Annotated in this window: 6 protein-coding genes; all 6 read right to left on the reverse strand. The window is 76.1% G+C overall.

Features of this window, described 5'->3' with window-relative positions; genetic code table 11:
- Window positions 1–26: 26 nt before the first annotated feature.
- Window positions 27–650 carry an isochorismatase family protein gene (locus tag ACIQKA_RS04225; protein ID WP_383429027.1) on the reverse strand — a complete coding sequence of 208 codons (624 nt, stop codon included), beginning with the start codon at window positions 648–650 and terminating at the stop codon, window positions 27–29.
- Window positions 651–702: 52 nt separating this feature from the next.
- Window positions 703–2,376, reverse strand: coding sequence for a (2,3-dihydroxybenzoyl)adenylate synthase (locus tag ACIQKA_RS04230; RefSeq protein ID WP_383429029.1), 1,674 nt, complete (start codon window positions 2,374–2,376; stop codon window positions 703–705).
- On the reverse strand, window positions 2,373–3,614 hold the full coding sequence (dhbC, locus tag ACIQKA_RS04235; protein ID WP_402539907.1) for an isochorismate synthase DhbC: 1,242 nt from the start codon (window positions 3,612–3,614) through the stop codon (window positions 2,373–2,375). The genes ACIQKA_RS04230 and dhbC overlap by 4 nt, the downstream gene beginning before the upstream one ends.
- Before the next feature lie 74 nt (window positions 3,615–3,688).
- Window positions 3,689–4,462 (reverse strand): 2,3-dihydro-2,3-dihydroxybenzoate dehydrogenase, encoded by a 774-nt coding sequence (locus ACIQKA_RS04240; protein WP_402540245.1) that lies wholly within the window; start codon window positions 4,460–4,462, stop codon window positions 3,689–3,691.
- Window positions 4,463–4,660: 198 nt separating this feature from the next.
- Window positions 4,661–11,908, reverse strand: a complete 7,248-nt coding sequence (locus ACIQKA_RS04245; protein WP_402540246.1) for an amino acid adenylation domain-containing protein — start codon at window positions 11,906–11,908, stop codon at window positions 4,661–4,663.
- Between the two features lie 20 nt (window positions 11,909–11,928).
- The gene (locus ACIQKA_RS04250; protein WP_402539908.1) at window positions 11,929–26,181 is read right to left on the reverse strand and encodes an amino acid adenylation domain-containing protein; all 14,253 of its coding nucleotides are present in this window, start codon (window positions 26,179–26,181) and stop codon (window positions 11,929–11,931) included.
- Between the last annotated feature and the right edge of the window lie 21 nt (window positions 26,182–26,202).

Raw genomic sequence — 26,202 nt, forward strand, 5'->3', positions numbered from 1 at the left:
GGGACCTCCTCGTGGCGCACGGCGGGTCAGAAGACCCGGTCGGTCGTCGTGACGACGGCGCAGCGGCCCGCCGCCCACTCCAGGGCCATCCGGTGCTCGCGCTCGGAGAAGTCGGCCACGGCGTCCGCGACGACGAAGGCCCGGATGTCGCTCATCCACGCGTCGCAGGCCGTCATGAGGACCCCGATGTGCGCGTACACGCCCGTGACCACGAGCTGGTCGCGGCCCTGCTCGCGCAGCAGCTCCAGGAGGTCGGTGCGGACGAAGGCGCTGTACTTCCACTTGGTGAGGCGGATGTCGCCGGGCTCGGGCGCGACGGCGTCCGCGATGGCCACGGCGTGCGGGTCGTCCGGGACGCCGGGGCCCCAGAAGTCCTGCTGGAGGCCGCGCTGCTCGGGCGTCTGCCCGCCGGGCTGGGCGGTGTAGACGACGGGCACGCCGAGCCGGGCGGCCTCCTCGCGGAGCCGGTTCAGATTGGCGAGCAGCGCGGTGAGCGGCTCCGCCTCCGCGTCGAACGGGGTGAGGAAGTGGTTCTGGAGGTCGTGCACGAGGAGCACGGCGCGGTCCGGGTCGACGGTCCAGTCCACCCGGTTGGCCGGCAGGTCGTCGGGGCGGGGCATCGGGTAGGGCGGGACGGCGGGGAGGCTCATGACGGTCCGTTTCGAGGAGGGTGGGGCGAAGGGGGGTGCGGGAGGCGGTCGGTCAGGCGCCCGCGCTCTCCGCGCGGAGGTCCTTCTTCGAGATCTTGCCGACGCCCGTCGTCGGGAAGGCGTCGACGAACACGATCCGGTCGGGGACCTTGTAGGCGGCGAGCCCGCGCTCCCGCACGAAGCGCTTGAGGACGAGCGCCTTGACCTCTTCCGCGCCCCGACGGCGGATCACGTACGCGCAGCTGCGCTCGCCGAGGTACGGGTCGGGCTCGGCCACCACGTTGGCGTCGTGCACCGACGGGTGGGCCAGGAGGTGGTTCTCGACCTCCTCGGCCGCGATCTTCTCGCCGCCCCGGTTGATCTGGTCCTTGGCGCGCCCCTCGACCACCAGGTGGCCGCTCGGGGTGAGCCGGACGAGGTCGCCGGTCCGGTAGAAGCCGTCCTCGGTGAACGCGCGGGCGTCGTGCTCCGGCGCGTTCCAGTAGCCGCGGATCGTGTACGGGCCCCGGGTCAGCAGATGGCCCGTCGTGCCGACCGGCAGGTCCTCGTCCTCGTCGTCGACGACCCTGATCTCGTCGTCGGGGGAGACGGGCCTGCCCTGGGTGGTGACGACCGTCTCCGGGTCGTCGTCGAGCCGGGTGTAGCAGACCAGGCCCTCGGCCATCCCGAAGACCTGCTGGAGGGCGCAGCCCAGGGCTGGCCGGACCCGGCGGGCCGCCTCGTCGGAGAGCTTCGCGCCGCCGACCAGGAGCACGTCGAGGGTGGAGAGGTCGTACGCGGAGCCGGGGGCGGCGTCGATCCAGGCGAGCGCGAGCGGCGGCACGAGGCCGGTGATGGTCACGCCCTCGTCCTGGACGAGCGGGAACGCCACGTCGGGGGCCGGCCGCGGGCACATGACGACCCGTCCGCCCGCGTACAGGGTGCCCAGCGAACCGGGCGAGGAGAGCGGGAAGTTGTGGGCGGCGGGCAGCGCGCACAGGTACACGCTGTCCTCGTCGAGCGCGCAGATCTCGGCGGAGCCGCGCAGCGAGTAGACGTAGTCGTCGTGCGTCCGGGGGATCAGCTTGGGCACGCCGGTGCTGCCGCCGGAGAGCTGGAGGAACGCCGTCTCGGAGGGGTCGCGGTCGGGCAGGTCGACGGGCTCGGCCGGGACGTCGGCCAGCGCCTCGAAGGCCCCGGCGTCCTCGCCGACGACGAACACGTGCCGCAGCTCGGGGGAGCGGGCGAGGACCGTGGTCGCCAGGGCGCGGTGGTCGAAGCCGCCGTGGACGCCGGGGATCACGTAGGCGACGGCCCCGGTGAAGGAGCAGAAGTAGGAGATCTCCGACTCGCGGTGCGCGGGCAGCGCGAAGACGGGCAGCGCGCCGAGGCGGAAGAGCGCGAAGACGACTTCGAGGAACTCGGCGACGTTGGGCAGCTGGACGACGACCTTGTCGCCGGCGCCGATCCCGCGTGCGGCGAGGCCGGCCGCGAGCCGGTCGGCGCGCAGGTCGAGTTCGGCGTAGGTCCAGGCGCGCCGGGCGCCGCCGGGGCCCGCGCGGTCGACGACGGCGACGCGGTCGGGGTGGGCCCCGGCCCGGGCGCGGAGCATCGTCCCGAAGGTGACGCCCTCCCACCAGCCGGCCGCCCGGTACCGCTCGGCGAACTCCGCCGGCCAGGTGGGGGCGGTGTACGGGGCGTCCCCGGACGGCTCGACGGCGGGCGCGGGACGGGTCGGTGCGGTCACAGCTCGGCTCCCACGGCGTGCAGGAAGGTGCGGAACTTCGCGGCGGTCTCGGCGGTCTCGTCCTCCGGCACGGACGCGGCGACGACGCCGGCGCCCGCGTACAGGCGCAGGGTCCGCTCCTCGGCCTCGGCGCAGCGGATGGTGACGACCCATTCGCCGTTGCCGTCCGCGTCGCCCCAGCCGACGACGCCGGTGAAGAAGCCGCGGTCGAAGGGCTCGGTCTCCCGGATGACCTCGCGGGCCAGCGGCGTCGGGGTGCCGCAGACCGCCGGGGTCGGGTGGAGCGAGGACGCGATCTCCAGGGCCGACACGTCGGGGTGGGCCAGGGTGCCGGTGACCGTGGTGGAGAGGTGCCACATGGCGGCGGTGCGGATCAGCGACGGCCGGGCGGGCACGTCGATGGAGGAGCAGTACGGGGCCATCGCCTGGTGCACGGCGTCGACGACGACCGCGTGCTCGTGCAGGTCCTTGGCGGACTCCAGGAGGGCCGCCGCGCGCCGCACGTCCTCGGCGAGGTCGTCGCTGCGGGGGGTGGAGCCGGCCAGCGGGTTGGAGACGAGCTGGTTGCCGCGCCGGGACACCAGGAGCTCGGGGCTGGCCCCGAGCAGGGTGCGGCCGGGGTGGGTGGGCAGCGCGAAGGTGTAGCCGCAGGGGTCGCGGCGGGCGAGCCGGCGGAGCATGGCGGCGATGTCCAACTCGTCGGGGCCGGTCACCTCCAGGGTGCGGGCGAGCACCACCTTGCTGAACTCGCCCTTCCACATGCGGTCGACGGCGGCGGCGACGCCCTTGGCGTACGTCTCCGGCTCCGGGTGCGGGCGGACCGTCCAGGCGCCGGCGCGGGGCGCGTCGGCGGGCAGCGCGACGAGCGGGTCGGAGGCGAGGGCCGGTCCGGTGCGGACCGTCTCGGGCACGACGAGCGCGGCCGGGGCGTCCTGGTCGAAGGGGATGGCGCCCATCACGACGGGGGCGGCGCGGCGTCCGGCGCGGGCCTCGGCGAGGGCGCCGGCCACCCGCTCGGCGATCGGGTCGGTGCCGTGCGGCACCTCGCTCAGCACGCCGTGGGCGAGCAGGGTCCGGGTGGGCGTGGCGAGGAAGCGGTCGCCGGCGCGGAAGGCGTCGAGCAGTCCGGTGGCGGCGCCGACGGCCGAGGAGGTGGGGCCGGCGGCGCGGACGGGCGCGGGGGAGGGTGGGGAGGCGGACGCGGGCGGGTGCGCGGCGACCTGGGGGACCGTCGACACGGGTGGGCTCCTTGGTTCGGTGAGGTGGGTGGGCGGCGCGGACTCCCGGGCCGGGGTCCGCGCCGCGCGGGCCGTCAGCGCAGGGTGGCGCCGCCGTCGACGTAGAGGTCCTGCATGGTGATGTGGCGGGCCCGGTCGGAGGCGAGGAAGACGACGGCCTCCGCGATGTCCTCCGGCTGGGCGATGCGGCGCAGGGGTATGCCGGTGCGGTGGGCGGCGAGATCGCCGTCGAGGACGCTGTCCGGGAGGGAGTCGCCGGCCCAGAGCGAGCGCTGCATCGGCGTGTCGGTGGAACCGGGACAGACGGCGTTGCAGCGCACGCCCCGGGCGGCCACCTCCAGGCCCAGACACTTGGTGAAGGCCACGGCCGCCGCCTTGGAGGCGGCGTACACGCTCATGTCCGCGCGGGGCACGCCCGCGGCGTTGGAGGCGACCGTCACCACGGAGCCGGAGCCCCGGGCGGCCATGCCGGCGACGACGGCGCGGGACAGGTGGAAGACCCCGGTCGTGTTGACCGCGAAGACGTCCGCCCAGTCGCGGTCCGTCGTCTCGACGGCCGGACCGGTCCGCAGCACCCCGGCGACGTTCACCAGGATGTCCACGGGGCCGAGTTCGCGCGAGACGCGCTCCACGGTCTCCGTCACGTCGTCCGCCGAGGTGACGTCGAGCCGGTACGGGAGGACCGGCCCGGAGGCCGGGTCCGCGCCGCTGTCCTCGGACAGCCGGGCGACGCTCCGCTCGAGCTCCCGCTCCGAGCGGTCGGTCGCCGCCACGGCGGCTCCGCGCGCGGAGAGGGCGCGCACCACCGCCTCGCCGATGCCCTGGGCGGCGCCGGTGACCAGCGCCACGCGACCCGTGAACTCGCCGCGCGGGCCGGCACCGTGGGGGCCGGTACCGCCGCCGGTGCCGTCCGGCGCGTCGCCGTCCGGCCCGTTTCCACCGGGTCCGGGTCTGCCGGGTCCGTTGATGTCCGTCACGATCTCTCCTCGTACTTAGGTAAGCCTATCCTAAGTTTCAGTGGTTGCCCATCGGTTCCCGGAGGCCGTTCAAAGGCGTTCGGGAACCGGAGCCTGCCGAACGGCCCCCGCCCGTACGGGAACCGGGCGCTTCCCGGCGGCGGCGCGCAGCGCCCCGTCCAGGAGCGGACCGATCTCCGCCAGGGCCTCGGGGGCCATCAGCTCGTCGTGGCCCCGGTCGAGGACGTGCTCGGTGAGCGCCCCCGACACGTGCGCCGGCCACACCGTGCCCGGCGCGTCCTCCGGCGCGGTCGTGCGGGAGGCCGTGAAGAACAGCACGTCGCCGTCGAAGTGACGGGTCGTGCTGCGCGAGAGCAGCCGCACACAGTGCACGTTGGTGTCCACGATCGCCCGCAGCAGCTCCTCGTCGAACCCGGCGAGCAGGCCCTGGCTGTCCCGGATCGCCGCGACGGCCTCCTCCCGCGTCACCCCGCCGCGCCCGGACTCCTCCGCGCCCAGGCCCGCCACCGAGAGCAGGAAGCCGTTCTCCTCCCGCTCCAGGCGCCCGCGCCAGTCCGGCCCCTCCAGGTACGACCAGTCGTCCCGCTCCGGCGGATAGGCGTCGAGCAGCGCCAGGAAGGCGACCTCCTCGCCCCGCTCCCGGAGCATCGACGCCAGCGTGTGCGCCACCGTCCCGCCGAAGGAGTAGCCCGCGAAGTGGTACGGACCCTCCGGCTGCACCTCCCGGATCGCCGTCAGGTACAGCTCGGCCAGCTCCGCCACGTCGGCCGCGTCCGGCAGCTCCCCGGCCAGACCCGGCGACTGCACGCCGTACAGCGGCCGGTCCGCGTCCAGGTGGCGCAGCAGGCCCGTGTACTGCCAGCTGAAACCGGACGCCGGGTGGAAGCAGAACAGCGGCTCCTTCGTGCCCCGTTCGCGCAGCGGCAGCAGCACCCGCAGCGCGTCCCGGCGCGAGTCCGACCCGATCCGGGCCGCCACGTCCGCGACCGTCGGCGCCGACATCACCGTGCCCACCCGCACCGGCACGCCCAGCTCGTCGCGGATGCGCCCCACGAGCCGCATCGCGAGCAGCGAGTGCCCGCCCAGCTCGAAGAAGTTGTCCTCCACGCCGACCCGCTCCAGACCGAGCACGTCCGCGAAGATCCCGCAGAGCAGCTCCTCGCGGGCGTCCTTCGGCGGCCGGCCGCCGCCCGCGTCCGCGAACACCGGGGCGGGCAGCGCGGCCCGGTCCACCTTGCCGTTCACCGTCAGCGGCAGCGCCGCCAGTTCGACGAACGCCGACGGCACCATGAACTCCGGCAGCGTCGCCGAGAGCAGGGCGCGCAGCTCCGCCGCCTCCGCCCCCGGGTCGGTGCGGACCGCGTCCGAGGCGGGCACGGTGTACGCCACGAGCCGCTTCACGCCGTTCGCCCCGGTGTGCACGACCACCGCGGCGGCGGCCACCCCGGGAGCGGCGGCGAGCGCCGACTCGATCTCGCCCGGCTCGATCCGGAAACCGCGGATCTTCACCTGGTGGTCGGCCCGGCCCAGGTAGTCGATCTGCCCGTCCTCGCGCCAGCGCACCAGGTCGCCCGTGCGGTACATCAGCGTGCCCGGCTCGCCGAACGGGTCGGCCACGAACCGCTCCGCCGTCAGCGCCGGCCGCGCGAAGTAGCCCCGGGCCAGACCCGCGCCCGCCAGGTACAGCTCGCCCGGCACCCCGCGCGGCACCGGCCGCAGCGCGCTGTCGAGCACATAGGCCCGGGTGTTGTGGATGGGCCGGCCCACGCAGGACGAGACGCCCATCTCCACGTCGGCGCCCAGCGCGTTGATCGTGTACTCGGTGGGCCCGTACAGGTTGTAGCCCATCGTGCCCTCGGTCTCCTCCAGGAGCGACCAGAGGGAGTCCGGCACGGCCTCGCCGCCGAGCAGGACCAGCGCCGGACGGTGCCGGTCCGCGTCGAGCAGGCCCGCGTCGACCAACTGCCGCCCGTACGACGGGGTGACGTTGACGACGTCGATGCCGACCCGGTCGTAGTGCGCCGTCAGGGCCGCCGGGTCGAGCCGCAGCTCCTCGCCGATGACGTGCACCTCGTGCCCGTCGACCAGCCAGAAGAACTCCTCCCACGACATGTCGAACGCGAACGACACCGTGTGCGCGACCCGCATCCGGCGCCCGCCCGCCAGCTTCACCGCCGGGTCGAAGATCCGCTCCCGATGGTTGAGCAGCATGTTGACCAGACCCGAGCCCGGCACGACCACGCCCTTGGGGCGACCGGTCGAACCCGAGGTGTAGATCAGGTACGCCGGGTGGCGGCCGTCGCGCGGCCCGGTCAGCTCCTCCTCCGCGACCGGACCGCCGGACAGCGCCGCCAGTTCGGCGACGACCGCCGGGTCGTCCAGGGCGAGCGGCGGCACGCCGTCCACCACCGGGACCCGGCCCCGCACGGCGTCCACGGTGACCAGGCAGACCGGCACCGCGTCCTCGACCATCGCGGCCAGGCGGTCCACCGGGTGGTCCAGGTCCAGCGGCAGGTACGCCGCCCCCGCCTTCAGGACCGCGAACAGTGCGACCACGAAGTCCGCCGAGCGCGGGAGCCCGAGGGCCACCGTCCGCTCGGGACCGGCCCCGCGCGCGATCAGCGCCCGCGCCAGGCGGTCGGCCCGCTCGTCCAGCTCCGCGTAGGTCAGCCGCTCGTCCTCGAAGACGAGCGCCGTGGCCTCCGGGGTCCGCGCCGCCTGCCGGGCGAACAGGTCCACGAGCGGCACGTCCGGCACGTCGTGTCCGGTGTCGTCGCCCAGCGCGAGGAGCGCGGCCCGCTCGGCGGACTCCAGGGTCCGCAGCCGGCCCACCGGCGTCGCCCCGCCCGCCGCGAACTGCTCCACGAGCAGCCGCAGCCGGCCCGCGAGCCGCTCGGCGGTCTCCCGGTCGTACAGGTCGGGCCGGTAGGCCAGGCTCAGTTCGAGCGAGCGCTCCGGGGTGACCGCCAGGGTCAGCGGGTAGTGCGTGCCGTCGACGCTGTGCGTCCAGCCGATCTGGTGCCGCTCCACCGCCTCCTCGCGCGCCGCGTCGTCCAGCGGCGTGTTCCGGAACACGTACAGCGTGTCGAAGAGCCGGCCGATCCCCGTGCCCTGCTGGATCGGGCCGAGCCCCAGGTAGTGGTGCGGCAGCAGGTCCGCGTGCTCGCCCTGCATCCGGACCAGCAGCTCCCGCAGCGTCTCCCAGGGACGCAGTGTCACCCGGAACGGCAGCGTGTTCATGAACATGCCGATCATCTGGTCGACGCCCGGCACGTCCGCCGGACGGCCCGAGACCGTCGCGCCGAACACCACGTCGTCCCGGCCGGTCATCCCGGACAGGGACAGCGCCCAGGCCGCCGAGAGGACCGTGTTCAGCGTGACGCCGGAGCCCCGCGCGAACGACCGCAGCCGGTCGCTGACCTCCTCGCCGAGCGCGATGTCCACCACCTCGGCGGTCACCGGCTGCCGCGTCGGATCGGCCGGCGCCACCAGGGTCGCCTGGTCCAGGCCCGACAGGTGCTCCCGCCAGGCGGCCCGCGCCGCCTCCCGGTCGGTGCCCGCGAGCCAGCGCAGGTACTCCCGGTACGGCGTGACCGGCGGCAGGATCTCCTCGCGCCCGCCCGCCCCGTACAGCGCGAACAGCTCCTCGAAGAACAGCGACTCCGACCAGCCGTCGGTGAGGACGTGGTGCTGCGTCACGCACAGCATCCAGCGGTCCTCGGCGAACTTGAGGAGCGTCACGCGCATCAGCGGCGGCGCCGACAGGTCGAACCGGGTCGCCGCGTCCGCCAGCGAGAACTCCCGCTGCGCCTCGTCCTGCGCGGCCCGGTCGAGCCCCGTCAGGTCGCGGACCTCCCACGGCAGCTCCCACGCGGCGGGGACCACCTGCACCGGGCCCGGCAGGCCCTCGTGCCAGAACGCGGACCGCAGGTTCGGGTGGCGGCGCAGCATCGCGTCGAACGCCGAGCGCAGCGCGGCCGTGTCCACGGCGTGCCGCAGCTCCACGAAGTTCTGCATCAGATAGACGTCGAGCGCCCGGTCGTCGTACTGCGCGTGGAAGTACAGGCCCTCCTGGAGCGGCGCCAGCGGCAGCACCTCCTCGGCGCCCGGGAACACCTGCTCCAGGACCTTCCGGCCGGCCTCGTCCAGGTCCACCAGCGGGGCGTCCGCGTCCGGCGCCGTCGTGGCCGCCGCCTTCTCCTCCGGCGTCCGGGCCGCGAGCGCGAGCGCCGCGACCGTCCGCCGCTCGAACACGTCGCGCGGGGAGAGCACCAGGCCCTCCTTGCGGGCCCGGGTCACCAGCTGGATGGAGACGATGCTGTCGCCGCCCAGGGCGAAGAAGTCGTCGTCCACGCCCACCGACGCGAGCCCCAGGACGTCGGTGAAGACCCGGCACAGGGCCTCCTCGCGCTCCCCGCCCGGCGCCCGCGACCCCTCGGAGCCGCCGAACACCGGAGCGGGCAGCGCCGCCCGGTCCAGCTTGCCGTTGACCGTGAACGGCAGCGCGTCCAGGACCACGACCGCCGCCGGGACCATGTGGTCGGGCAGGCCCGCGGCCAGCTCCTCGCGGACCGCCGCCGGGTCGACCGTGCCCGTCACGTAGCCGACGAGCCGCTTCACCCCCGGCGTGTCCTCGCGGACCACCACGGCCGCCGCGCCGACGCCGTCGACCGCCGCGAGTGCGGACTCGACCTCGCCCGGCTCGATCCGGAAGCCCCGGATCTTCACCTGGTCGTCGGCCCGGCCCAGGTACTCGATCTCGCCGTCGGCGCGCAGCCGCGCCAGGTCGCCCGTGCGGTACATCCGCGACCCCGGGGCGCCGTACGGGTCGGCCACGAACCGCTCGGCCGTCAGCGCGAACCGGCCCAGGTAGCCGCGCGCGATGCCGTGCCCCGCGAGGTACAGCTCGCCGGTCGCCCCGGCCGGCACCGGCCGCAGCGCCGCGTCGAGCAGGTACGCGCGCGTGTTGCCGATCGGCCGGCCCACCACCGGGGTGGCCGAGGCCGCCAGGTCCGCCGCGAGCGCGTCCACCGTGTACTCGGTCGGGCCGTACAGGTTCACCGACATCACGCCGGTCGCCGCCCGCACCGCCGACCACAGCGCCTCCGGCACCGCCTCGCCGCCGAGCAGCAGCAGCGCCGGACGGTGCGCGGCCGGGTCCAGGAGCCCCTGGTCGAGCAGGCCGAGCGCGTACGTCGGGGTGACGTCCATCGTCTCGATCCGGTGCTCCCGCACGTACGACACGACGAACTCGGCGTCCCGCCGGCCCGTCTCGTCCAGGACGTGCAGCTCGTGTCCGGCGACCAGCCAGAACAGCTGCTCCCAGGAGGTGTCGAAGCTGAACGACGCCGTGTGCAGCGCCCGCAGGCGCCGGCCGCCGGTCGCCTCGACCACCGGGCCGAACACGTCCGCGACGTGATGGGCGTACAGGTTGGACAGACCGCCGTGGGTCAGGACGACGCCCTTGGGGCGCCCGGTCGAGCCGGACGTGTAGATGACGTACGCCGGGTGCCCGTCCGCGACGGCCGGGGAGGCGAACTCCGCCGGGGCCGCGGCCAGGGCGGCGGCCGTCTCCGGCGCGTCCAGGACGAGCCGCTCCGGCCCGTCGCCGGCCTCCGGCAGCAGCTCCGGACCGCGCGCGGTGGTCACCACGCACACCGGACGCGCGTCGTCGACCATCAGACCGAGCCGCTCCGCCGGGTAGTCCAGGTCCAGCGGCAGGTACGCGCCGCCGGCCCGCAGGACGGCGAGGATCGCCACCACCGTCTCCGCCGAGCGCGGCACGGCCAGCGCCACCACCGACTCGGGGCCCACGCCCCGGCCGGCGAGCAGCGACGCGAGCCGCGCGGACCGCGCGTCGACCTCCGCGAAGGTGAGCGACTCCCCGCCGCACACCACCGCGACCTCGTCGGGGGTACGGGCCGCCCGCTCCGCGAACACGTCCGCGACCGTGCCCGCCGGCACGTCCCGCACCGTCCCCGGCCAGCTCCCGCGCACCCGCGCCGACTCGGCCTCCGGCAGCAGGGGCAGCGCCCCGACCGCCGTGCCCGGCTCGTCCGCGATCCGGTCCAGGACGTGGGCGAGGCGGTCCGCGATCAGACCCGCGCGCCGGTCGTCGAAGACGTCCGGGCGGTACTCCAGGCGCAGCAGGGCCCGCTCGTCCAGGGAGACCGCGAGGGTCAGCGGGTAGTGGGTGGCGTCCTCCGCCTCGACCCCGGTCACCCGCACCCCGGCGGCGACGGTCTCGCGCGCCGCCGGGTCCACCGGATAGTTCTCGATGACCACGAGGGTGTCGAACAGCTCGCCCGCGTCGCTCTGCTTGCGGATGAGCCGCAGCCCCAGGTGGTGGTGGGCCAGGAGGGCGTTCTGCTCGTCGCGGAAGCGGCGGAGCAGCCCCTCGACCGTCTCCTCGTTGCGGACCGAGAGCCGCACCGGCACGGTCGTGATGAACAGGCCGAGCATCGACTCGACACCGGGTATCTCGTCCGGACGGCCCGACACGGTCAGACCGAACAGCACGTCGCGACGGCCCGTCAGACCGCCGACGAGCAGGCCCCAGGCGCACTGGATCAGGGTGCTCGGCGTGGTGCCCAGACGGCGGGCCGCCGCCGTCAGACGGGCGGTGGCCCCCTCCGACAGCTCCAGGGACCGCACGCCCGGCCGCACCGGGGCGCGCGCCGGGTCGGGCTCCGCGACCAGCGTCGCCTCCTCCAGCCCGGCCAGCGCGTCGCGCCAGGCGGCCTCGGCGGCCGGCGCGTCCTGCTCCTTCAGCCACTTCAGATAGGCGCGGTACGGGCGCACCGGCGGCAGCCCCGAGGCGTCCCCGTCCGCCGCGTACAGGGCGAGCAGATCGCCCACGAGCAGCGGCATCGACCAGCCGTCGACCAGGATGTGGTGGACCGTGATCACCAGGCGGTGGTCGTCCTCGCCCACCCGGGCGAGGACCAGCCGGAGCAGCGGCGGCCGGTGCAGCTGGAAGCGGCGGGCCAGCTCGGCCCGGCGCAGCCCGGCGAGCCGGTCCTCCACCGACGGACCCGCGGCACCCGGAGCGCCGCCCTCCGTCAGGTCGACCCGGTCCAGGCCGAAGGGGACCTCCGCCGGCACGAACTGCACCGGCTGCGGCACCCCCTCGTGCCAGAAGCCGGCCCGCAGGTTCGGGTGCCGGCGCAGCAGCGCCGCGGCCGCCCGCTCCAGGCGGTCGGCGTCGACGGGGCCCCCGAGCCCCACCGACACCTGCACGGTGTACACGTCGGCCGCCCCGTCGTCGTAGACGGAGTGGAACAGCATGCCCTGCTGAAGGGGGGACAGCGGCAGCATGTCCTCGATACGAGCCTGCGTCACTGCTGGGCCCTCCACATTTCTTCGAGCATGGTGATCTGGTTCTGGTCGAGGTCGAGCAGGTCGAGGTCGGACGGGGTGTGCCCGGCGGTGACCCCGCCCGCGGCCCAGGCCGCGAGCGCGTCGAGGGCGGCCGTCCAGCCGTCCGCGAGCGCCGCGACCGTGTCCTGCGACAGGGCGTCGCCCGCCCACAGGAAGGAGGCGGCCAGCTCGGGGCCGTCCGGACCGTGCTCGACCTCCGCGTCCACCTGGAGGGGGTACGCGAGCGGGGCGTCCGGCTCCGGGCCGACGGCGAGCGCGTCGGCCTCCTCGGCCGGGCCCCACGCGGACTGCCGGGCGGCGGTCTGCCGGCCCAGGTAGTTCCACAGGATCTCCGGGCGGTCCTCCGGGTCGAACAGACCGGCGGTGGCGGCGTTGGCGTACCGCAGCAGCCCGGCGCCGACGCCGCCGTCCGGGACCCCGCGGATCCGCTCCTTGATCTCCTTCAGGGCCGCCCCGGCGTCCTGCGTCCCGCCCACGACCGCACGCGCGTCGTAGGAGTCCGCCGTGAGCCGCAGCGGGTACACGCCGGTCAGCCAGCCGACCGTACGGGTCAGGTCGGCGCCCGGGACGAGGTCCTGCTCCCGGCCGTGGCCCTCCAGCTCCACGGTCAGGCCGTTCGCGGGCCTCCCGTGCCGGGCCGCCCAGTCGCCCGCGGCGAGCGCGAGCGCGGTGAGCAGCGTGTCGTTGACCGTGCCGTGGAAGGCCTGCGGCACGGCGGTCAGGAGGGGCTCGGTGCGCTCGGCGGAGAGCCGCACGGTGAGCCGCCGCGCGGTCGCCACCGTGTCCCGCGCCGGGTCGAGGGCACGGTCCGTCAGGAGCCGCCCGCCGGTCGCGGACTCGGCGAGCCACCGGTCCAGCTCGGCGGCCCGGCGCGCGCTCTGCGCCTCGGCGAGCAGCCCCGCCGTCCAGGTGCGCAGCGCCGTCGGCACGGCGTCGAGAACGGCCGCCCGCCCCTCCGCCGCCGCCTCGCAGGCGGCCCGCAGGTCCGGCAGCAGGATCTGCCACGACACCTCGTCCACCACCAGGTGGTGGGCGACGAGCAGCAGCCTGCCCGGCTCGCCGGGACCGGCGTCGAAGCGCACGGCCCGCACGGTCCGCCCGGACTCCGGGTCCAGTTCGTCCGCCGCCCGGTCCGACTCGCGGGAGACCAGCTCCCGCAGGGCCCCGGCGTCGAGCCCGGCCGCGTCCACCGCCCGCAGCACCGAGGCCGCCTTCAGCGAACCGACCGGGGAGACCTCGGCGCTCCACACCCCGGGCCGCGCCACGGTCAGCACCTGCCGCAGGCCGTCGTGCCGGTCCAGGACCGCCTGGAGCGCGGTCTCCAGGTCCGCGTGCCGCACCCCGGCGGGCAGCAGCACCAGCCGGGCCTGGCAGAACCGGCGGTACGCGCCGCCGCGCCCCGCGAACCAGTGCGCCACCGGCGGCAGGACCAGCGGACCCGTCGCCTGCTCGGCCGGACGCTCCGGCGCCCTGCCCGCCGGGGCGGCGGGCGCGGCGACGGCGGCCAGACCGGCCGGCGTCGGGTGCTGGAACACCTGGCGGGCCGTCACCGTGAACCCGGCCTTGCGGGCCTGGCTGACGTACCGGATGGAGACGATGCTGTCGCCGCCCAGCTCGAAGAAGTTGTCGTCGGGACCCACGGCGGGCAGCCCCAGGACCTCGGCCATCAGCCGCGCGAGCAGCTCGGCCGGCGTCTCCGACGCGGCGGCCGGGGCCGCCGGAGCGGTCGTCGCCGTCGCCCGGCGGGGCTCCGGCGGCACCGGAAGGGCGCGCCGGTCCAGCTTGCCGTTCGGGGAGAGCGGCACGGACGGGATCTCCAGGACCACGGCCGGGACCATGTACTCGGGGAGCCGCGTCGCCGCGTGCGCCCGCAGCGCGTCCGGGTCCAGCGGCCCGTCGCCCGCCGGGACGGCGTAGGCGACCAGCCTGCGCACGCCGGGCCGGTCCTCGCGGACCACCGAGACGGCACGGGCCACCCCGGGGGCCCCGGAGAGCACCGCGTCGATCTCGCCGAGTTCGATGCGCAGGCCGCGCAGCTTGACCTGGTCGTCGGTGCGGCCGAGGTATTGGATCCGGCCGTCGTCGTGGCGGACGACGAGGTCGCCCGTGCGGTACATGCGGGAGCCGGCCGGGCCGTACGGGTCCGCGACGAATCGTTCCGCCGTCAGGTCGGGGCGGGAGAGGTAGCCGCGAGCGAGCTGGATGCCCGCGAGGTGGAGCTCGCCGGGGACGCCGACAGGGACCGGCCGCAGTCGGTGGTCGAGGACGTGGGCGCGGGTGTTCCAGACGGGGGAGCCGATGGAGGCCGAGGCCGTGGTGGCGCCGGGGAGGGCGGTGGCGGCGGTGACGTCGACGGCGGCCTCGGTGGGGCCGTAGAGGTTCTCCAGGGCGACCGTCCGGTCCCCGGCGGAGGCGTGGAACCGGTCCACGAGGTCCGTCGGCAGGGCCTCGCCGCTGCACACCACGAGCCGCAGGCCCGGGCAGTCCACGACCTCCACCCCCGCGACGAACGCGTCCAACATCGACGGCACGAAGTGCAGCACGCTGACCCGCCGTTCGCGGATCACCTCGGCCAGGTACTCCGGGTCCTTGTGCCCGTCCGGCCGGGCGACGACGAGCGGCGCGCCCTGGGCGAGCGGCCAGAACAGTTCCCAGACGGAGACGTCGAACGTGGTCGGGGTCTTCTGGAGGACCCGGTCGGCGGGCGTGAGCCCGTACGCGCCCTGCATCCACTGGAGGCGGTTGACGACGGCCTCGTGCTCGACCATGACGCCCTTGGGGCGTCCGGTGGAGCCGGAGGTGAAGATGACGTACGCCGGGTGGCGGGGAAGCAGCGGGGCCGAGCGGTCCGCGTCCGTCACCGCGTGCGCGTCCGCACCGGCCCACTCCGCCGCCACGGCGGCCGAGTCGAGCACGATCCGCTCCGCGGCGAGCTCCGCCGGAAGGTCCGGCGCCGAGGCCGTGTCGGTGAGGACGGCGACCGGCCGGGCCGTCTCGCACATGTGGGTGAGGCGGTCGGCGGGCAGGGTGAGGTCGAGGGGGAGGTAGGCGCCGCCGGCGCGGACGACGGCGTGGATGGCGACGAGGAGGTCGAGCGAGCGGGGCAGGGCCACGGCGACGACCGACTCGGGGCCCACGCCCCGGCCGATGAGGAGCCGGGCGAGGCGGTTGACGCGTGCGTCGAACCCGGTGCGGGACAGCTCCTCGTCCTCGAAGACCAGGGCCGGGCCCTCGGCCTTCGCCGCGCCCGCCGCCACCAGGTCCGCGAGCGTCCGGGGGCCGTCCACGACACGGCCGGTCGCGTTCCACCCCTCCAGGGCGTGCCGCTCCTCCCCGTCCATCAGGTCCAGGGAGGAGACCGGGGCGCCCGGGTCGGCAGCCACGGCGTCCAGGAGCCGGACGAGCCGCTCCACGAGCCGCTCGGCGCCCGGCCGGCCGAAGAGGTCGGTCGCGTACCGCAGACCGCCCTCGATCCGCCCGTCGTCCTCCGAGCCGCCGAACGCGAACTCCAGGTCGACCTTCGACCCGCCGATCTCCACCGGCAGTTCACGGGCCGCGACCCCGAAGAGCGAGGACACCCCGGTGGACACCGAGTGGTAGGTCACCATCGCCTGGAACAGCGGGTTGCGGGCCTGGGAGCGGGCCGCGCCCACCGCCTCCGCCACCGCTTCGAGCGGCAGGTCGGCGTGCGCGAAGCCCGCGAGCCCGGCGTCCCGCACCCGGTCGACCAGCTCGGCGAACGTCGGCTCGCCCGACACGTCCGCGCGCAGCACGAGCGTGTTCAGGAAGAAGCCCACGAGCCCGTCGAGCTGCTCGTCGCCGCGCCCGGAGACCGGGGCGCCGAGGGCGATGTCGTCCCCGGCGCCGAGCCGGTGGAGCAGGGCCGCGACGGCCGCGTGCACCACCATGAACATCGTCGCGCCGGAGTCGCGGGCGATCCGGGCGAGGCCGGCGCCCGTCGCGGCGGAGACGTCGAACGGGACCACGTCGCCGCCGTGCGTCGGCGTCGCCGGACGCGGGGTGTCGGTGAACAGCCCCAGCTCCTCCGGAACCCCGGCCAGCGCCTCCCGCCAGTACGCGGCCTGGCGCGCCGCCGTCGACTCCGACTCCGCCGGGTCGCCGAGGAGTTCGCGCTGCCAGAGGGCGTAGTCGGCGTACTGGACGGGGAGTTCGGGGAACTCCGGGGCCCGGCCGGCGGCGCGGGCGGTGTAGGCGGTGTCCAGGTCGGTCAGGAGCGGTCCGGTGGACCACTCGTCGGTCGCGATGTGGTGCAGCAGCACGACCAGCACGTGCGCGTGCTCCTCGTCGGACGCGCTGAGCAGCGTCACCCGCACCGGGACCTCCCGGGCCAGGTCGAAGACGTACCGGGAGGCGGCCTCCGCCTCGGCGGCCAGCTCCTCGGAGCGGACGCGGCGCACCGCGAACGGCACCCGCGCCTCGCCCGGGGCCAGGATGCGCTGGTACGGCTCGCCGTCGGCCTCCGCGAACACGGTCCGCAGCACCTCCTGCCGCGCCACCACGTCCTCCACGGCGGCCCGCACGGCCTGCGCGTCCACGGGTCCGTCGAGACGGACCGCGAAGGGCACGTTGTACGCGGTCCCCGGACCCCGCACCCTGTCGAAGAGCCACAGGCGCCGCTGGGCGTACGAGAGCGGCAGCCGCTCGGGCCGTGCGGCGCGGACGAGGGCGGGCCGCTCGGAGGCGGTCCGCTCCGCGAGCCGGGCCGCGAGCGCCGCGACCGTCCGCGCCTCGAACACGTCCCGCACCGAGCACTCCACGCCGAGCGCGGACCGCATCCGGCTCGCCGCGCGGGCCGCGAGCAGGGAGTGGCCGCCGAGGTCGAAGAAATCGTCCTCGACCCCGGCCGTCTCCAGGCCGAGCACGGCCGCGACGATCCCGAGCAGGATCTCCTCGCGCGCGTCCCTCGGCGCCCGCGAGGGCCCGGCGACGGCGTCCGGCGGCACGGGCAGGGCGCGCCGGTCCAGCTTGCCGTTGGGGGAGAGGGGAACGGCCGGGATCTCCAGGAACACGTGCGGGACCATGTACTCCGGCAGGCGGGAGGCCGCGTGGGCGCGCACCGCGTCCACGGGGACCGGCCCGTCGCCGGCGCCGACGACGTACCCCACGAGCCGCTGCACGCCGGGCCGGTCCTCGCGGACCAGCGTCACCGCGTGCGCCACGCCGGGGGCCCCGGAGAGCACCGCGTCGATCTCGCCGAGTTCGATGCGCAGGCCGCGCAGCTTGACCTGGTCGTCGGTGCGGCCGAGGTATTGGATCCGGCCGTCGTCGTGGCGGACGACGAGGTCGCCCGTGCGGTACATGCGGGAGCCGGCCGGGCCGTACGGGTCCGCGACGAATCGTTCCGCCGTCAGGTCGGGGCGGGAGAGGTAGCCGCGGGCGAGCTGGACGCCGGCGAGGTGGAGCTCGCCGGGGACGCCGACAGGGACCGGCTGGAGGCGGTGGTCGAGGACGTGGGCGCGGGTGTTCCAGACGGGGGAGCCGATGGAGGCCGAGGCCGTGGTGGCGCCCGGGAGGGCGGTGGCGGCGGTGACGTCGACGGCGGCCTCGGTGGGGCCGTAGAGGTTCTCCAGCGCGACCGTCCGGTCCCCGGCGGAGGCGTGGAACCGGTCCACCAGACCGGTGGGCAGGGCCTCGCCGCTGCACACGACCAGGCGCAGGCCCGGGCAGTCCGCCACGTCCACCGAGTCCAGGAACGCCTGGAGCATCGACGGCACGAAGTGCAGCACGCTGACCCGCTGCCCACGGATCAGCTCCGCGAGGTACTCGGGGTCCCGGTGCCCCTCGGGCCGGGCGACGACGAGCGGCACGCCTTGGGCGAGCGGCCAGAACAGCTCCCAGACGGAGACGTCGAACGTGGTCGGGGTCTTCTGGAGGACCCGGTCGGCCTGGGTCAGCCGGTACGTCCCCTCCATCCAGGCCAGGCGGTTGACGACGGCCTCGTGCTCGACCATGACGCCCTTCGGGCGTCCGGTGGAGCCGGAGGTGAAGATGACGTACGCCGGGTGGCGGGGAAGCAGCGGGGCCGAGCGGTCCGCGTCCGTGACCTCGCCGTCGGCCAGGCCGTCCAGCTCCGCGCGCACCTCGGGCGCGTCCAGGACCACCGGCTCGGCCTCCACGCCGTCCGGCAGCGCGCCGAGCGACGGAAGGTCGGTCAGGACGCACACCGGACGCGCGGTGTCCGTCATGTGGGTGAGGCGGTCGGCGGGCAGGGTGAGGTCGAGCGGCAGGTAGGCACCACCCGCGCGGACGACGGCGTGGATGGCGACGAGGAGGTCGAGCGAGCGGGGCAGGGCGACGGCGACGACCGACTCGGGGCCCACGCCCCGGCCGATGAGCAGCCGGGCGAGGCGGTTGACGCGTGCGTCGAACCCGGTGCGGGACAGCTCCTCGTCCTCGAAGACCAGGGCCGGGCCCTCGGACTTCGCCGCGCCCGCCGCCACCAGGTCCGCGAGCGTCCGGGGGCCGTCCACGACGCGGTCGGTCGCGTTCCACCCCTCCAGGACCCGCCGTCGCTCGTCCTCGTCCATCAGCGCGGCCGAGGACACGGGCGCGTCGGGCGCGGTCGCCACGGCGTCCAGGAGCCGGACGAGCCGCTCCGTCAGCCGCTCGGCGCCCGCCCGCTCGAACAGGTCGGTCGCGTACCGCACGCCGCAGGTCATGCCGGCGCCCTCCGCGCGCCGGAACAGGATCTCCAGGTCGAACTTGGCCGCGCCGCCCCGCACCGGGAACTCCCCGGCGTCCGTGCCGAGCAGCCGGGACAGGTCCGGGCCGCCGCCCTCGTACGCCACCATCGTCTGGAACAGCGGGTGGCGGGCGAGCGAGCGGACCGGCGCGACCGCCTCCACGACGGCGTCGAAGGGCAGGTCGGCGTGGTCGAGGACCGCGAGGCCGGCCGTACGGGCGCGGTCGAGCAGTTCGGTGAAGGACGGGTCGCCGGACAGGTCGGTGCGCAGGACGGCGGTGTTGACGAAGAAGCCCACGAGCCCGTCGAGGGCGCTGTCGCCGCGTCCCGCGACCGGGGTGCCGAGGGGGATGTCGTCCCCGGCGCCGAGCCGGTGGAGCAGGGCCGCGACGGCCGCGTGCACCACCATGAACATCGTCGCGCCGGAGCCCGCCGCCAGCCGGTCGAGACGGGCCACGAGGCCGGCCGGGAGCTCGGCCGTGACGGTGTCGCCCCGATGGGTCGGGACGGCCGGCCGGGGCCGGTCGGCGGGCAGCGCCAGCTCCTCCGGCAGCCCCGCCAGGGCGTCGCGCCAGAAGGCGGACCGGCGGGCGGCCAGGGAGGAGTCGTCCGCCGGGTCGCCGAGGAGTTCGCGCTGCCAGAGGGCGTAGTCGGCGTACTGGACGGGGAGTTCGGGGAACTCCGGGGCCCGGCCGGCGAGGCGGGCGGTGTAGGCGGTGTCCAGGTCGGTCAGGAGCGGTCCGGTGGACCACTCGTCGGTCGCGATGTGGTGCAGCAGCACGACCAGCACGTGCTCGCCGCCGGGCGCGCCGAACAGCGTGACGCGCAGCGGGAGTTCGTCCTCCAGGCCCAGGGGCTCCGCGATCGCCGCCTCCACCGCGTCCGCGAGCGCCTCCGGGGCCGCCTCGCGTACCGCGAACGGCACCTCGGCCTCGCCCGGGGTCAGGATGCGCTGGTACGGCTCGCCGTCGGCCTCCGCGAACACGGTCCGCAGCACCTCGTGCCGCGCCACCAGGTCCCCGAACGCGGCGCGCAGGGCGTCGGCGTCGGGCCGCTCCCGCAGCCGCAGGGCCAGCGGGACGGTGTACGTGGAGCTCGCGCCGTCCATGTCGTACTGGAACCACAGGCGCCGCTGGGCGTACGAGAGCGGCAGCCGCTCGGGCCGTGCGGCGGGGGCGAGGGCGGGCCGCTCGGAGGCGGTCCGCTCCGCGAGCCGGGCCGCGAGCGCCGCGACCGTCCGCGCCTCGAACACGTCCCGCACCGAGCAGGCCCGGCCCGCCGCCCGCACCCGGGCCACCAGGCGCGTCGCGAGCAGGGAGTGGCCGCCGAGCGCGAAGAAGTCGTCCTCGGCGCCGACCGGCGCCAGGCCCAGGACCTCGGCGAACGCCTCCGCGAGGCGCTCCTCCGCCTCGCCGCGCGGGGCGCGGGACGGCGCGGCGGCCGTCACGGCGGGCGCGGGCAGGGCGGTCCGGTCCAGCTTGCCGTTGACGTTCACCGGCAGGACGTCCAGGGCGACGACCGCCGCCGGGACCATGTACTCGGGCAGGCGTCCGGCGACCTCGCGGCGCACCGCGTCCGGGTCGGCGCCGCCGGTCGTGTACGCCACCAGGCGCGGCACGCCCGGGACGTCCTCGCGGACCAGGACGGCCGCCGAGGCCACGCCCGCGCAGGCCGTCAGCCCGGCCTCGACCTCACCGGGTTCGACGCGGAAGCCGCGGATCTTGACCTGGTCGTCGGCGCGGCCCAGGAACTCGATCAGGCCGTCGGCGCGGCGGCGCGCCAGGTCGCCGGTGCGGTACATGCGGGAGCCGGCCGGGCCGTACGGGTCGGCCACGAACCGCTCGGCGGTGAGCACGGAACGGCCCAGGTAGCCGCGGGCGTTCTGGACGCCCGCGAGGTACAGCTCGCCGGGCACGCCGGGCGGCACCGGCCGCAGCCGGGCGTCCAGGACGTGCGCCCGGGTGTTGTCGAGCGGGCGGCCCACCACGGGGGTCGCGCAGTCGGTGACCCGGGCGACCAGGGCGTCCACCGTGAACTCGGTGGGACCGTAGTAGTTGACCGTCTCCACGCCGGGGACCGCGCGCAGCTCCGTCCAGAGGGCGGGCGGCACGGCCTCGCCGCCGAGGAGGAACAGCGGCGGGCGGTGGTCGCCCGCGAGCAGGCCCGCGTCGAGCAGGTGGCGGCCGTACGAGGGGGTGACGTCGAGCGCGTCGATCCGCGCCTCCCGCACGTGGGCGACGACGGCGTCCGCGTCGCGGCGCCCGTACTCGTCGAGGACGTGCAGCTCGTGGCCCGCGATCAGCCACAGCAGCTGCTCCCACGAGGAGTCGAAGGAGAACGAGGCGGTGTGCAGGGCCCGCACGCGCCGCCCGAGCCGCTCCGCGACCGGGCGGTAGAGCCGCCGCTCGTGGTCCCGGTACAGGTTCGTCAGACCGGCGTGGTGCAGGCCGACGCCCTTGGGGCGTCCGGTGGAGCCGGAGGTGTAGATGACGTACGCCAGGTCGTCCGGGCGCGGCGCGCGGGGCGCCGGGCCCTCGGCGGCCGCCAGCCGGTCCCGTACCGCCGGGTCGTCCAGGACGAGCCGGGCCGCGCCGTTCGCGTCCGGGACCCGGCCGTCCACGGCCCGGGTGGTGACGACGCAGACGGGCGTGGCGTCGTCCAGCATGTGCGTCAGGCGCTCCTCCGGGTGGTCCAGGTCGAGCGGCAGGTAGGCGCCGCCGGCGGTGAGGACGGCGAAGGCGGCGACGACGGACTCGGCCGAGCGGGGCACGGCGAGCGCCACGACGGCGTCCGGGCCGACGCCCTCCTCGGCGAGCAGCGACGCGAGCCGGGCGACCCGGTCGTCGAGCTCGGCGAAGGTGAGGCTCAGGTCGCCGCAGACCAGGGCGGTCGCGTCCGGGGCCTCCCGGACGCGCTCGGCCAGGATCTCCACGACGGTGGCGCCGGAGTGGTCCACGGCGGTGTCGTTCCAGCGCTCCAGGAGCTCCCGCTCCTCCTCGGAGCGCAGCTCGTACGCGGAGACCGGGGTCTCCGGGGACGCGACGGCCTGCTCCAGGAGGCGCAGGAGGCGGGCGGCGAGCGCGTCGGCCGTGGCCCGGTCGAACAGGGCGGACGAGTAGAAGACCTCCAGGTCCAGTGCGTCGCCGTGGGCGCCGTCGGAGAAGGTGACGTCGAGGTCGAACTTGGTGACGCCCGGGTCGGTGCGGTCCACGGCCGCGTCCAGGCCGAACAGGGCGCGCACGTCCTGGGTGACGGTGCTGTGCGACACCATGGTCTGGAAGAGCGGGTGCCGGGTGAGGGACCGCTCGGGGTTGACCGCCTCCACGACCGCGTCGAACGGCAGGTCGGCGTGGTCGAGCGCGGCCAGGTCGGTGCCGCGCACCCGCTCCAGGAGGGCGGCGAAGGCCGGGTCGCCGGACAGGTCGGCGCGCAGCACCACCGTGTTCACGAAGAAGCCGACGAGACCGTCCAGGGCCGGGTCGGAGCGGCCGGCGACCGGGCTGCCGAGGGGGATGTCGTCGCCCGCGCCGAGCCGGTGGAGCAGGGCGGCGACGGCCGCGTGGACGACCATGAAGACGCTGGTGCCGGACTCGCGGGCCAGGCGGCGGATGCCGGAGGCGAGGGCGGCGGGCACCTCGTGGTGCACCGTGCCGCCCGCGTTGTCGGGCTCGGCGGGCCGGGGCCGGTCGGCGGGCGGGGTCGCCTCGGCCGGGAGGCCGGCCAGCGCCTCGCGCCAGTACGCGGCCTGCCGGGCGGCGGGGGACTCCGGGTCCGCCGGGTCGCCCAGGGCCTCGCGCTGCCAGAGCGCGAAGTCGGCGTACTGCACCGGCAGCGGGGCGAACGCGGGCGCCTCGCCCCGGAGCCGGGCCGCGTAGGCGTGTTCGAGGCCGTTCAGGAACGGGCCCATCGACCACTCGTCGCCGGCGATGTGGTGGAGCAGCACCACCAGGGCGTCGGCGCCGCGCTCGGCGTCGCGGACCAGGGTGACCCGCACCGGGGCCTCCGCCGACAGGTCGAAGAGGTGGCCGAGGGCCGCGTCCACGGCCGCGTCGACGCGGTCCGCGGAGGTCTCCTCCACGCGCAGCCGCACCCCGGCGTCGGCCGGGGCCAGGATCCGCTGGTACGGCTCGCCGTCGTGCTCGGCGAAGACCGTGCGCAGCGTCTCGTGCCGGGCCACCACGTCCCCGAGGGCCGCGTCCAGGGCCGCCGGGTCCAGGAGCGCGCCGAACCGGGCCACGAACGGGATGTTGTACGTGGCGCTGGGGCCTTCGAGCTGGTGCAGGAACCAGAGCCGGCGCTGCGCGTCGGACAGCGGAAGCGTCCCGGGCCGCTCCCCGGCGGTGAGCGCGGGACGGGCGCCCGACGCGGTGCGGGCGGCGAGCCGCTCGGCCAGGACCGCGGGCGTACGGGCCTCGAACACGTCCCGCACGCCGCAGTCGGCGCCGAGCGCGGTGCGCAGCCGGGCGGCGACGCGGGCGGCGAGCAGCGAGTGCCCGCCGAGGTCGAAGAAGTCGTCGTCGGGGCCGGCCGAGGCCAGTTCCAGGACGTCCGCGTACGCCCCGGCGACGATCTCCTCGCGGGCGTCGCGGGGCGTCCGGCCGGCGGTCGCGGCGGACCCGGCCAGGTCGGGCGCGGGCAGCGACCGCCGGTCCACCTTGCCGTTGGCGGTGAGCGGGAAGGCGTCCAGGACGACCACGGCCGACGGCATCATGTGGGCGGGAAGGCGCTCGCCCACCGCCGCGCGCAGCCCGGCCGCGTCCGGGGCGGAGCCGCCCGCGCCGGTGACGTAGCCGACCAGGAGCGGGGAGCCGGGTATGTCCTCGCGGACCACGACCACGGCCCGGTCCACCTCCGGACGGTCCGTCAGGGCGGTCTCGATCTCGCCCGGTTCGATGCGGAAGCCGCGCACCTTCACCTGGTCGTCCGCGCGGCCCAGGAAGTCGATGACGCCGTCGGGTCGGCGGCGCACCAGGTCGCCGGTGCGGTACATGCGGGAGCCGGCCGGGCCGTACGGGTCGGCCACGAACCGCTCGGAGGTGAGCGCCGGGCGGCCGAGGTAGCCGCGCGCGAGCTGGTCGCCCGACAGGTACAGCTCGCCGGGGCGGCCGTGCGGGACGGGGCGGAGCGCCGAGTCGAGGACGTGCGCGCGGGTGTTCCAGAACGGCAGGCCGATGTCCGGGGTGCCGGTGTGCTCGGGGGAGAGGACGGAGGAGGTGGCCCAGACGGTCACCTCGGTCGGCCCGTACACGTTGGTGACCGAGGCGGCCGTGCGGGCGAGGCGCTCGGCGAGGGCGGCGGGCAGCGCCTCGCCGCCGACGAGGACCCGGGTGCGGGCGAGGGCGCGCGGGGCGCCCTCCTCCAGGAGGGCGTGCCACAGCGACGGCGTCGCCTGCATCACGGTCGGCCGGTGGGCCTCGACCAGGGCGGCGAGCGCCGCCGGGTCGCGGACGGTGTCGCGGCCCGCGAGGACGACCGCCGCACCGCTGATCAGCGGGACGTGGATCTCCAGGGCGGCGATGTCGAAGGAGACCGTGGTGACGGCGACGAGCCCGTCGCCGGGCTCCATGGCCAGCTCGTGGGCCTGCATGCGCAGGAAGTTGGCGAGGGCGGAGTGCGGGATCACCACGCCCTTGGGGCGTCCGGTGGAGCCGGAGGTGTGGATGACGTACGCCGGGTGGTCGCCGTCCGGGGCCGGAAGCGGCCCGGCGGGCTCGTCGGCCAGGTCCGCGAGCGCGGACAGCGCGTCGGGGGAGTCCAGGACGAGGGTCTCGGTGCCGGGCACGTCGGGGGCGTCGGGCGCGGCGGCCAGGGTGGTGAGGACGCACACCGGGCGCGCGTCCTCGACCATGAACTCCAGTCGCTCGGCCGGGTATTCGAGGTCGAGCGGCAGATAGGCGCCGCCCGCTCTGAGCACGGCGAGCAGGGCGACGATCAGCTCGGCGCCGCGGGGCAGGGCGATGCCGACGAACCGCTCGGGTCCGACGCCGCGCGCGGCGAGCAGGCGGGCCAGCCGGTCGACGCGGGCGTCGAGCTCCGCGTACGTGAGCTCCTCGGCGCCCGCGACGAGCGCGACGGCCTCGGGGTGCTCGCGCACCCGCGCGGCGAAGGCCTCGACGACGGTGCCGGGCGCGATCGCGCGGGCGGTCGCGGCGGCCTGCTCGGCGAGGGTCTCCAGGAGCGCGCCGTCGAGGAGGTCGGGGCGGCCCACCGGGGTGCCGGGGCCGGCGGTCACGGCCTCGGTGAGGAAGTGGACGAACTCGGCGCAGCGGGCGTTCAGGCCCTCGGCGTCGTAGGCGTGCGGGTTGGCGTCGAGTTCGAAGGAGATCCGGCCGGTGGCGGTGTCGTGGCGGACGGCCAGGGTGAGGTCGTCGACCGGTCCGGCGGCCACGTTGTGCACGGTGCCGGGGGCGCCGGCGAAGTCGAGGGCGTTGTCGAAGGCCTTGACGTTGACCATCGGGCCCAGCGGGCCCCGGTCGCGGCCGACGAGGCCGAGGTCGCGGCGGATGTCCTCGGCGCGGTAGCGCTGGTGGCGGCGCAGGTCGCGGACGCCGGCGGCGACCTCGGCGACCAGCTCGGCCAGGGGGAGGTCCGGGCGGACCGCGACCCGCAGCGGCAGCACGTTGACCACCATCGCCGGGACGGAGAGGGAGGCCGAGCCCAGGCGGGCCATGGCGGGCAGCGAGAGCAGGACGTCCCGCTCGCCGGTCGAGCGGTGCAGGAAGGCGGCGAAGGCGGCCGTCACGGCGTCCGCCCAGGTGGCCTTCGCGGCGCGGGCGAGCGCGAGCACCCCGGCGGTGGCCCCGGGGCCGAGCGCGGCCGAGGCGCGCAGGAAGCCGGGGGCGGCCGGGAAGGAGGCGCCGGCCAGCGGCTCGTGGTCGCCGCGGTCCGCGAGCCGGTCCAGCCAGTACGCGCGGTCGGCGGCGTACTGCTCGCCGTCCCGGTGGGCGGCCTCCTCGTCGACGACGGCGGACAGCGGGCCGAACGGCGAGGGGGCGGGCTCCTCGCCGTTCGCGAGCGCCGTGTAGACCTCGGCGGTGCGGCGGGACAGGAGCGAGAAGCCGTAGGCGTCGAGCGCGATGTGGTGGACGCGCTGGTACCAGAGCGTGCGGTCCGGGGCGACCCGGTGCAGGGCGAAGCCGAACAGCGGGGCGGTGGCCGGGTCGGCGGGCGCGGCCATGTCGGCGCGCATCGCGGCGAGCGCGGCGGCCTCCGGGTCCGGGGCGCCGAGATGGTCCACGACCTCGACGACGGGCCCGCTCGGAGGCGCGTCGGCGAGGAGCTGGGCGGGCTGCCCGTTCTCGTCCTCCTCGAAGCGGACGGTGAGGGCCTCGCACTCCCCGACGACCCGGAGCAGGGCCGTCGCGAAGAGTCCGGTGTCGAGCGCGCCGTCGACGGCGACGTACTGCCCGACGTTGTAGACCGGGGAGTCGGGGTCGAGCCGCTGGCCGTACCAGACTCCGGTCTGGGCCCCGGTCAGGGCGAGGCGTCGCAGGGCACGCTCGGTCATGGATCTTGCTCCAGGGGTCAC

This window comes from Streptomyces sp. NPDC092045 (assembly GCF_044756005.1).
Lineage (GTDB): Bacteria > Actinomycetota > Actinomycetes > Streptomycetales > Streptomycetaceae > Streptomyces.

Excerpts from the sequence above, each read along its gene's own strand:
- ACIQKA_RS04225 (WP_383429027.1), bottom strand. The coding sequence starts at position 650 with ATGAGCCTCCCCGCCGTCCCGCCCTACCCGATGCCCCGCCCCGACGAC.
- ACIQKA_RS04245 (WP_402540246.1), bottom strand. The coding sequence starts at position 11,908 with ATGCTGCCGCTGTCCCCCCTTCAGCAGGGCATGCTGTTCCACTCCGTC.
- ACIQKA_RS04250 (WP_402539908.1), bottom strand. The coding sequence starts at position 26,181 with ATGACCGAGCGTGCCCTGCGACGCCTCGCCCTGACCGGGGCCCAGACC.